At 48.1% G+C, this 10,350-nt stretch carries 6 protein-coding genes; 1 reads left to right on the forward strand and 5 read right to left on the reverse strand.

Going from position 1 to position 10,350, the window contains the following annotated elements; genetic code table 11:
• Window positions 1-8 precede the first annotated feature (8 nt).
• Complete coding sequence (locus J4227_04875) at window positions 9-1,274, reverse strand: adenylosuccinate synthase (GenBank protein MBS3109833.1); 1,266 nt, start codon at window positions 1,272-1,274, stop codon at window positions 9-11.
• A 244-nt stretch (window positions 1,275-1,518) separates the two neighbouring features.
• On the opposite strand from J4227_04875, the gene J4227_04880 reads away from it, so the two are divergent.
• Complete coding sequence (locus J4227_04880; GenBank protein MBS3109834.1) at window positions 1,519-1,989, forward strand: hypothetical protein; 471 nt, start codon at window positions 1,519-1,521, stop codon at window positions 1,987-1,989.
• Between the two features lie 50 nt (window positions 1,990-2,039).
• Here the strand turns inward: J4227_04880 and J4227_04885 are convergent, their stop codons facing one another.
• The 4 genes from J4227_04885 to J4227_04900 are packed head-to-tail and all read right to left on the reverse strand — an operon-like array spanning window position 2,040 to window position 10,337.
• Entirely contained in the window at window positions 2,040-2,837 is a 798-nt protein-coding gene (locus J4227_04885; protein ID MBS3109835.1) for a hypothetical protein, read from the reverse strand.
• A gap of 4 nt (window positions 2,838-2,841) precedes the next feature.
• Window positions 2,842-5,001 carry a hypothetical protein gene (locus tag J4227_04890; protein ID MBS3109836.1) on the reverse strand — a complete coding sequence of 720 codons (2,160 nt, stop codon included), beginning with the start codon at window positions 4,999-5,001 and terminating at the stop codon, window positions 2,842-2,844.
• A 15-nt stretch (window positions 5,002-5,016) separates the two neighbouring features.
• The gene (locus J4227_04895) at window positions 5,017-6,240 is read right to left on the reverse strand and encodes a hypothetical protein (protein ID MBS3109837.1); all 1,224 of its coding nucleotides are present in this window, start codon (window positions 6,238-6,240) and stop codon (window positions 5,017-5,019) included.
• Window positions 6,241-6,245: 5 nt separating this feature from the next.
• Window positions 6,246-10,337: a hypothetical protein gene (locus tag J4227_04900; GenBank protein ID MBS3109838.1), complete on the reverse strand. Its 4,092-nt coding sequence runs from the start codon at window positions 10,335-10,337 to the stop codon at window positions 6,246-6,248.
• Window positions 10,338-10,350: the final 13 nt, after the last annotated feature.

Genomic DNA, 10,350 nt, shown 5'->3' on the forward strand with positions numbered 1-10,350 from the left:
CATGTATATTATTTCATGTATATTGTTTCACCCCTGGATGGACCGGTGGTTATCATATGCACAGGCCGGTTTGTAGATGACTGAATGAAATCCACAAAATAACGGGCTTGTGACGGAAGCTTTGATGCATCGGTCATCCCTCTAGTCGATGATTTCCATCCTGGAATATGCTCATATACCGGGTTTGCCTTTTCCAGCAGAGCCCTATTTGGGGTGAACTCGTCCACTCTGTTGCCATCGATTTCGTAGGCAACGCACACCGGAATCTCATGGAATTGATCCAAAATGTCCAAATGAGTGAGCGCCAACTTGTTGAAGCCTGCAGCATCCACAGAGTATTTTAGTGCAAGCATATCCAATCCACCTATTCTTCTGGGTCTCTTTGTTGTTGCCCCATACTCATTGGCAATTTGCTTGATATGTTCTGCAACATCCCCGAAAATCTCAGTGACAAATGGGCCGCTACCGACACATGTTTCATATGTCTTCACCACACCGACTATGTTTTCAAACTTGTCTGGTGGAATTCCCTCATAAATGCTAACTCCAGCAGGCACTGTGGTGGATGAAGTTACATATGGGTATACACCTAAGTTGATATCTCTCATAGTGCCAAGCTGCCCCTCGAATAGCACATTTTTTCCGGCATTGATTGCATTCTTAAGCAAAGTTTTTGTATCCGTTACATGGGGAAGAAGCCTCTCCCTCCACTGTCTGGCGCTGTCAACAATATACCCCAAATCACCTTCCCAATTATACAACCCTGCAAGAATTTTCTTTTTGGTTGCAATCTGTTCAGATAGTTTCTCATAGAAACTACGTTCGTCCAGAAGGTCAAAAAATTTCAGCGCTTCACGCGTCATCACATCTGCATAAGCAAACCCAACCCCTTTTTTTGTTGTGCCTATCCTATTTTCTTGCCTCTCTCTCATCTCATCGAGAACCTGATGAAACGGAAGCAAGACATTTGCATCCCGTGAGATCAGCATATTTTCAGTGCTGAAGCCGGCATCGTTGAGCATTTGCATCTCCTTCAATATACTTTCAGGATTTACAACCATGCCTGATCCAAGAATTGTTATTACTGATGCATGAAATATTCCTGAAGGGATAAGATGCACGATATACTCTTTATTGCCAAAGGTTACTGTATGCCCTGCATTGTCCCCTCCTTGATACCTGACATTATAATCAAAACGAGATGATAATTCATCTACTACTCTCCCCTTGCCCTCGTCCCCATACTGGGCGCCTGCAATTATTGTAACTCCCATTCATTCCCCCTGTCCTAAATATTCTGTTTTCCCAAACCAAAAACAACTGCAAAACTCAATCTATAATAATGAACAATATCTTATAAAGCTATCTGTTTTTACTATTGTTGCATAGTTGCATTTTTTTCATACCGGATAGGTGACATATTCAATGAGAATCGGCCATATCAAAAGGGGCTATTCCAGTAAAATCCATATACTTCAATCCGCAAAGCATAAATACCCGCTTAAATTCTTTAATCGCATGGCAAAACAGCAGGTAAGCAGGGACACTCCGCTGGCAGAGCTGACGCTCCGCCGGTATGAGCGGCCTTTTGACCTCAAAAAAAGGGAGCTTGTCAAGAAATTGTGCCTGAGCCTGGGGCTGCTGAATCCCGGAGACTCAAGGGATGTCATAGTGGACGTCCTTGTCGTGATTTTGGAGTCAAGGAAAACGGGGCAGCCGCTCACATCCGGCGAAATTACTGAAAAAGTTGTGCAAAGCAGGAAGCAGGAAAAGCTGAAGCTGCTCGGCATAGCGCATTCAAACATAAGGCGCCAGATTTCAAGGCTCAGGAAGCTTTACCTTGTTGAAAAATCAAAGAATCGTTATCGCATCGCTGAAAATGGGATGCTGCTGGAGGCATTTGCAGAGAAAGTCCAGGATTTTGTCCTGCCCGCAATTGTGAACAGGGTCAGGGATTACCTAAGGCAGGTTGATGATGAATTCTCATAGGATGCTGAAAAATTCTTGATTATTTCCTGATCTTCTTGATTATTCCCTAATTATTTTTTGTCCAAAGCCCTTAGGGCATTCAATGCCATGAAATGCCGTGCCCAGTTCAGGTACAAGAGCAAAAGCACAAGGTAAGAGAATACAAAGGCCATTTCAGGCAGCTTCTCCAGCAGGTTGCCAATCCATGATATCATGACAAGCATCAGCCATGCAATAAAAATTCCAGGCAGAATGTAATCCCAGCTTTTGGCCAGCCGCCAGCATGCTTTCATCCCGTCGGCAAATTTCTTTTGGCTTGCCAATCCGAATACAAATGCAGCATAGGCATAGAAAAAAACCAGCATGACACCTGCGCCAATGACCGGTATTGCATTTGGATTGAGGGTTTTTTCAAAGAGCAATGCCATCGACCCTATCAATCCCAGCATGATAAACTTGAAAATGCCAAGCAGCAGCGCTGTCCTGCCAAGCTGGATCCGTGACTGGCCTTTCGCCCCGGCATTCCTGAAATACGCCTGAAGAATAAAAGCCCTCCAAAACATCCAGTTAATCAGGATTAAAATCAGGCCAATAATGCCAATTGCCTTTATCTGGGTGACGCTTGCAGCCAGCTGGGCAATCAATTCAGGGGACTGCACATCAGGATTTTGCTCGAATGCATTCATGGCCCCGAATGCCTGGTCAGTCATGACAAAAAAAAGGATAATTATCAAAAAGAAGATAGAGTAGCCAAGAACATCGAGCCCGAGATTTTTCAGGAACGGCTCCCTGAATCTCCAGCTCTCAAGGAATGAGGATTTTAGCCCCTGAAGGAATCCATGTGCTGCCTTTGCTTTTCTTTTTGCCATAAAACTAAATTAATTGCGGCTTTAATAAATCTTTGTTATTGCTGTATTGCATGCAGAACTCCAAATGGTCAGCAGCCCTTCCAATCTCAGAATACCATGCTGGCAGGCCTTCATTTGTTGTTTTTACCACAACTGTGTTATAATCAAGGTAATTGTCCGGAACATCAAGCTCCGCGGACACCCCTCCAACCATAATCAGGCTGACTTCCACATCTTCAGGGGGGAAGGTGTAGCCTCCAAATGATTCGCTGTCGGCAAAATAAGTGTGCGGCGAATCCTCTGGGAATTCCAGGTAAAGCTGCGCTTCAATCAGGTACTTGCCCGGCGCGAGCCTTAATTTCCCGGCCGAGCCCGGCCTGAAATCCCTCACAACATCCTCCCATGTATTCTCATCAGCAGTAAGCCTTGTGACTTTGAGCTCTGAAAGTTTTTGCCCCGCATGCATGTCAGCTGCCGGGCCAGACAGTTCACAGCTGGCATCGTCGCCAGGCAATGTCAGGTAAGTGGTGTCATAAATCTGCGCCTTGATGTCATATTCCTTGAGCGGAACCATGGTGTACTCAATCTCTATTCCCTCCTGGTCTTCAAACTGCTCAGAATTGAAAAGGTAATTCGCGCCCATGAACTGCGGATGCCTTAGCATGACAAGCCCATTGCTGCAAATCGGGAATTTTCCCAAAACTTTTGAATTTGCCTCTGAATAGCCTATGTTGCAAATCCCTGCATTTGGCGTGCATTGGTATTCAACTGTGGCGCCTGAAATCTTGTTGTTTGGCAAAAGCGAGTTTTTCAATGTTATCTGTATGGGCGGTGTTTGCGGCTGCCCTGGGTCGCAGTCCAGCAATCCCGGGACTGGCGATGGCACCTCATCATCAGTTTCAAGGGCCAAGTCGCCTGTTTCTGAAATCCTGGGCCAGTTGTCTGCAACAACAACAAGTATTGGGAACTGGAAAAGATACTCCTGGCCTTCCTGCTGGTCGTAGATGGTGACAATAAGCGGGAAGGCGAAGCTGTACTGGAACCTGTAAGTGGTCAGGCATTCGTCTGAAAACGGGTTGCCTGAATCAACTGAAACTGGCGGCTCAAGGATTCCGCTCCTGCCCCACAATCCATTTATCCCGAATGCGAGCAATGGCTTTGCCTCAAAATCAACTGCAAATTCACTATACTGGTCTTCTGTAATGTTCAGTATCATTCCCGTGAAGAAATTATTCTGCGCCGCCCTGAGGAAGTCGTCATACTCCTCTGTCTGCAGCACCCTGAGCCTCTCATAATCTGTGTGGTTGATTCGCATGTAAGGGATGTTGTCAGTAAGCATGTACTGGAAATTATCCACGACCTGCGCCATGTTCCACCTGGTCTTTTCATTGCACCCTTCCGTGACAAGGCCATAATGCCTCGGCGGCAATTCCTCTGGCGTCTTGCCTTCATAGCCAACCATGATGCTGTCCAGCACAGCCCTTTCAAAAATCACGTCGTTTGCTTCCTTGTAAAGGATGTCAGCAGCCAGCTGGTAGACTTTTTTCAGCTTGACATTAACCTCCCCCCTGAAAAAATTCAGGTCATTTGTCTCGCCTTGCCGTGTGACTTTCAATGGATAATCAAGGTTCACAACAACATTCTGTTCAGTAATGTCAACTCTTGAGCTGATTGTCCCGAGCTCCTCAACCTCAAATCCCTGCGCTTCCATGCTTTCAAACCCTTCCAGGCATTCGCCGATATGCGCATTGACATACCTTTCAATCTGGCTCTGGACAGAATAGTCAGCAGGGGCTTCCTTGTAAAGCAAGGGGACGTTTTCAATAGTGGGCAGACCGTTCTTGTGGAAAATCCAGTAGGGCACAAAAACCCCGTCAACAGCCTCGACAAGGTTACCCGGGCTTGACCCTGATGGCTGCTCAAACCTGGGGGAATTCACATCAACCCAGCCGCCGTGCAAACCTAATTGCACAATTGCCTTTTGCGCTGCCTGGCTTGCGCACCGCGACACAAAATTATCCAATGGCTGGAGCGACAGCGGAACCTGTGTAACAACTGGAAAATTCACATTAAGGTCCTCCTCTGCCCTGTAAGTCCTGAAATAGAAGAATAGCGCGCTGCTGAAAAGCAGGACTATTGCAATTATGATAAATACAGTTATCTGGCCTCTTTTTTTCATGTTCATCTTGATTCTCCCAAGCTAACAGTCGCCAAGCGCATGCCCTGGCAGTGCAGTTACCCAGCCGCACCCGCCGCTTCCGCTGCAAAAGTTCAGGCAGCGCTCCTGCCCGTTGTTGTAGCTGCTTCCGGACTTTGCCTGCACGCAAATTGTGTCATACCTGCACGGCTTGCCCTGGCAATAAATCGCATCCGTTGCATCATTCATCTGCTTGGCAATGCCGAACAAGTACCATTTCCTGTTTGCGGTGTATGACTGCACTGCAGCATTTGCAGCAAGGCGGTAAACATAATCGGATTTGCAGCTGTTCGTCAGCCAGATATCCCATGTTGAGTCAGCAACCGGGAAAATCCTGACTTCTATCTCATAATTGTAAGTCTCATCATCAACCTGCTGCATCCGCCCGGCAAGCCTTACCGAGTCAGCATCCATCTGGGCAAAGTAAGCATTGAGGTCCAATGTAGGGATGTCGCCGTATGGCCCAACTGCAGGCAACAAGCCATAATGCGCAGGGTTGCTCCCGACTCCTGTCCTGAACACTCTTGCCCCTCCCATTTTTGTGAAATCCTCATTTGTATCCTTGCAGGCTGACTGCAGCAATCCTATGCCACCCAACCCAATGCTCTTCACAACAGGGTCGAGCAAATTCTGGATAAATGGAGTAATAATGCTGCGGATTGCCGATGACAAAGGGGCTTGATTATATTTTACTGGTGCAGCAGCCGGAGGGGTAACAGGGACGGGTTCGAGCGGAGCCAATGGATCCTCAGACGATAATTCGACTGTTCCAACAATCGGGGGCATTTCACCGCTTAGAGTTGGGCTTTCAGCAGTGCCGGCAGTGGACTCAGGGGTTAGCACATTTGCGTCATAGTAATATGCATTAGCTTCTTCCATTGATGAAAATCCGCCAGGCGCAGTGCTTGCTGGCGATGCCTGCTGTGATGCGGCAGGTGGCGTTTCAACCACTGCTCGTGTCGCAGCAGCTTGTCCGGCAGTATAGCTTTGCTGGGCATGAGCTGACATCATTTGTCCACTGTACGAAGATGTTGAACCGCTGGCTGTTCCAGTTGACGGTATTGCAGGGGCAGGGCTGTTTCCTCCAAATATATTATTGACGTAGTTACTCACACCACTAATTCTCCAAGCGCCCTGTGCCATTCCTGCAAGAGGCATGCACAGGAAAACTATTATCACAACACTTGCAAGCACAATTCTCCTTCCATTTCTTGCGTTATTTATCATCTTTCTCAGCAATCCGTCAGCCCGCAAATGTCTCCGTCAGGCGGCGTTGCCATGTCAGGCAAGGGCGCTGCTGCGGCACTGTCCAATCCCTCATATCTATTGATCATGTCCTGGGTATCGCTAATCCTGTCCAGATAATTACCCGCATCAAGCATTGCATAAAGATAACAATATGGCTCATAGGCCAGCCCACCTGTCGGGCAAAGTATCAATTCACCGCCAATTGCCTCCATTATTTTCTGGACCAAATAATTTACAACAAGCGAGGTAATATAACTCATGACAGCAGATGCCAATAATTGGATTAAGGCCGAGCCCGCATTCGAGTAAATGCAGCTGAACTCCTCGCTCAGCCTTTGGCACTGCATGTCCTTGCCCATCAATGCCTGTTGCCTTATGCAATAATCCTCAGCAGTGAGAACTGTCTTTTTCATCTGGAAATATGTATAAAATCCGGTCAGGCAAGTTGGAATCTGGATTGAAGAAAGCCAAATATTCTCTCGAGGGTCTGGGCTGCCAGCTAAAAGTCCGGCGACGGGAACTCCGCCTGGCAGGACAGTGTCAACGCCCATTGCACTCATTCCAACTCCTGCAATATTAGAACCCTGGCATGTTGCCATCTCGCACCAGAATTTGACTTTGTAGACGTCGAGGGGATGAATTGGGCTCCACCATTTCCACGCAAAGAAAAAAACTGACCTTATCGAATCCCCGATAAACGGCATCCAGCCGGCAACCAAGGATGCAGTAGCACTAATCATGAGCGCCATTGCCCCTGCCTTGCATGCCGGCACAATGAAATCGAGAATCTTCTTGAAATTGTTTGCCCATCTCTTGGCTGTTTCAATCTCATCTGCATGGTCAGCTATTTTCTTGAAATTCTGCTGCCCGATGTTGACGCCAATCTTTTGCCTTAGCGTGAAAGTGAATGACTCGTTCTCAAGCTCTACGCTGTTGGTATAGACCTGGGTCGCATCGCCATTTGTTATTTCAAACTGGCAGTTGACTTTTATTTCAGTGTTATCCTCATCCTTGAGCCAGTCCTCTTCAAGTGCGGGCAATTTCAGGGTGAAGAATATTTTGTGCCTTTCCTCGCCTGTTGACGCGTCCCCGATATAGTTGTTGACGCTCCATTCAGTCCCCAGTGTTTGCCCGGGGTATTGCTCGGAAGTGCATTTCCTCGGCCTGAAGAGGAATACTTCCAGGTCTGGCGGGGGGGATGCGCCTGTATCCTCGCTGAGCTCGGCAACAATTTTTGTCCTGAATCCGTTTTGCGGGGCAAAGCTCGGCTTCAAAAGGTTCCTGTTGATTGATTTCGGCGAAACGCCTGTCTCGTCATCAACATTGACAATCCAGTATTGGTCAGGTGTTATTGCGCCTCCTTCCCTGTAAACCTCCAGCAGCCCGAAAACATTGTCCTGCTGGCTGTGTTTGTAATTGCCCGCAACGTCCTCGGTTGAAATGTAAAGCTTGTTGGGCGGGTTTCCTGATTCCGGGTTGTAATTCTGGAAATTCCAGACACATTCCCATGTATCAGCTTCAATCGCGCTCATTGTGCAGGAATCAGCCTCGGCATATGAGTCAGCGCCTGCGCCCTCATTGAAATTCTTGTTAAGGTCCTTTGTCCTCAGCATTGTCTTGCCGGGGGAAATGCCGGACAATGCCTCCTCTATTTTTGCAGTAATCCTTACTGAATGCCTCCTCACTGACTGGGGGAAGTCATCCTGGCTGTTCACAATTTCAACTGACTTGAATTTCGGGGCTGTCTTGTCGACATAGAGGTCTGCATCTCCTGTGCCCGGGCCGTTTCCAAAATCATCCACTGCGGAAATCTCAACTGTGAACGGATTCCCATCCGGAATCCCGCCTGCGCCCATGTCGTCCAATGACATGCCCGTGGATGCATCATCATCCCCATACCACTGCGCCCTATATCCTCCTGTGTTTGCTGATTGCTCGTAAACCCTTGTTGGGTTGGGATATGCGTCAAAATTGGCAGTGACCCTTTCCACATCTGAAATCAAGGACGCAGAAATTGTGGAGGATATTGTGTTATTCTCGCGGTTAATGTAATATCTGTCATCAAGCGGATCATAATGGTTTGATATAATCAGGGTATCATCTACATAAGGCGATTGTGATGCAGCAACTGTCACGCTTGCAGATTCATTGTTGCCAGCAACATCAAAAATATTGATGTAAACCTGCTTGCCAAAGCAGTCAGTGTCAACTGTGCCAATCCCTGTTGATGCGGTTCCCCAAGTGCAGGTCACTTCTCCGGGATATCCTGGATTTTCTTCGCAGGTTGTAGCAGCTATGCCCTCCCCTGTTCCCATGTGGCAGTCAGGGCCTTTGGCATATGCCCTTGCGTTTCCTGTTTCTGGCAGTATCCCTGAAGTCTCGTCCCTGGCAATTGTTGTGATCTTCAGCTTGCCTCCCCTTGACAAGGAAGCAAGGTTGGTTATTTCCGGAATCTGCACAAAGCTCGGCGGCAAATTGTCCAGCTGGGCCTCACAGCCATCCAGTTCTGCGCATGCAGCATCCTGCAAAATCGGATTGCCTGCATCATCCGCGCCAGTCACTGTGAAAACAACAATGCTTCCATCGCTTCCTGCAACCTCAACATTCTCGAACTCGCATTCCCATACTCCTGGCACAGAGTTGCCTTTCTGGGCACAGGACTTGATGGACTGTGACACAACGCTGTGCCCCGGGCTCGTTGCCTCGAGGTGCACATTCTTGTCGCCAAACCCTGAAACACCGCTCAATTCCAGGGGGTCTGAGTCGTTCAGCAAAACCAGGATGGAATTTTCCGTAGCCTTGAGCATGTTGATTGTGCCTTTTCTCATAATGCCTTTGATTACAGGCGCAGAATTGTCAAGCTCGTCCTGCGGCATTTCGCTCAATGTCCAGAAATCAGCGTCGCTGAACTCATTGCCCTTTAGGTCAGCAACCTTGACGCCCATAGGCTTTGTCTTGTCGCCAGTCCCAACAGTTATTTGCCAGGTCAATTCATACTTGTGCGCAATTTCAGTCAGCCGCACAGCCCCTCTCAACTCATCTTCATCAATGTTAAGGTAGTTTGCATCCAGAAGCGGGTTGGCAATTCCCTCATCATCTGTAAAATTGGCCTTTACAACAATTGCCTGCCCGAAGCTCACATAATCAGTACTGCTTATTGGGTCGCCGATTACAGTCCCGATTGATTTTTCAAAGCCGCCAGGCCTTGGAACCGGCTTTGGCGTTTTCAGGTCCAGGAAATAATTGCCGGCCAGGCATGACTGCGCCTGCGCCTGTCCCAATTTGTCATCTGCATCAACGCAGATTGACACTTCCTCAGAGAACTCCGCCCCGAAATCAGAGATCAGTTCTGTCCTGGGAATCCTCAATGTCTTATTTCCAGCTGGAATCTGGCTGCAGCCAGTGTTCAAATCTGCCAGGTCCTGGGTGTATTCCTCAGATGAGACCGGGTCATCTGCTTCAGCAATTGTCAGCCTGACTTCATTCAATCCAGCGCATTCCTGCCCTGTAGCGCCTGAAAATGCCCTGTCGCCAGAGCCATCATTGTAGGTTATTGACAGATAGCCGGGCGGTATGAGCTGCGTCGCAGATTTTATGCTCATAACAGGCGGTTGGGTGTCCACATAAAAATAAAATCCCTGGCTCGCGATCAATGTCTCGGGCGCCCTGGACAATTCCTGGTAAAGGTTGACATATCCCTCATTCTCGCCCGGGCTCCATGTGCTGACCGGCGCCTGCGCGTAATCGCACATCATGTAACCGGGGTATTTTACAGAGTTTGCGCATGATTCGCCCGCCCCTCCATAGGAAAGCAATGTGGTTGGCAAATAAATCGCCAAATATCCTTTTTTGAGCGCCGCAACTTCATCGACAACTGCGTGCGTCCTCACAACAATGTAATCATCAGGCAGCATCACATTGCTGTCCCTGTGATTATTGAAGTTGGCGTCCTCAGAGCCATAAACTTCCACTGCCCTTATATTCCCTCCGCCAAGGGCAAATGAGCTGTAGAATGGCAAGCTAATGATAAGGGCAATCATAAACGCTGCAACTTCCCTCAATCCTCTCGAATCCATGTTTTTCCTCTTG

This window comes from Candidatus Woesearchaeota archaeon, assembly GCA_018303405.1.
GTDB lineage: Archaea > Nanobdellota > Nanobdellia > Woesearchaeales > JABMPP01 > JAGVYD01.

What these genes read in the sequence shown, in the direction of transcription:
- J4227_04875 (MBS3109833.1), bottom strand. Translation starts at nt 1,274, where the DNA reads ATGGGAGTTACAATAATTGCAGGCGCCCAGTATGGGGACGAGGGCAAG.
- J4227_04880 (MBS3109834.1), top strand. Translation starts at nt 1,519, where the DNA reads ATGGCAAAACAGCAGGTAAGCAGGGACACTCCGCTGGCAGAGCTGACG.
- J4227_04885 (MBS3109835.1), bottom strand. Translation starts at nt 2,837, where the DNA reads ATGGCAAAAAGAAAAGCAAAGGCAGCACATGGATTCCTTCAGGGGCTA.
- J4227_04890 (MBS3109836.1), bottom strand. Translation starts at nt 5,001, where the DNA reads ATGAACATGAAAAAAAGAGGCCAGATAACTGTATTTATCATAATTGCA.
- J4227_04895 (MBS3109837.1), bottom strand. Translation starts at nt 6,240, where the DNA reads ATGATAAATAACGCAAGAAATGGAAGGAGAATTGTGCTTGCAAGTGTT.
- J4227_04900 (MBS3109838.1), bottom strand. Translation starts at nt 10,337, where the DNA reads ATGGATTCGAGAGGATTGAGGGAAGTTGCAGCGTTTATGATTGCCCTT.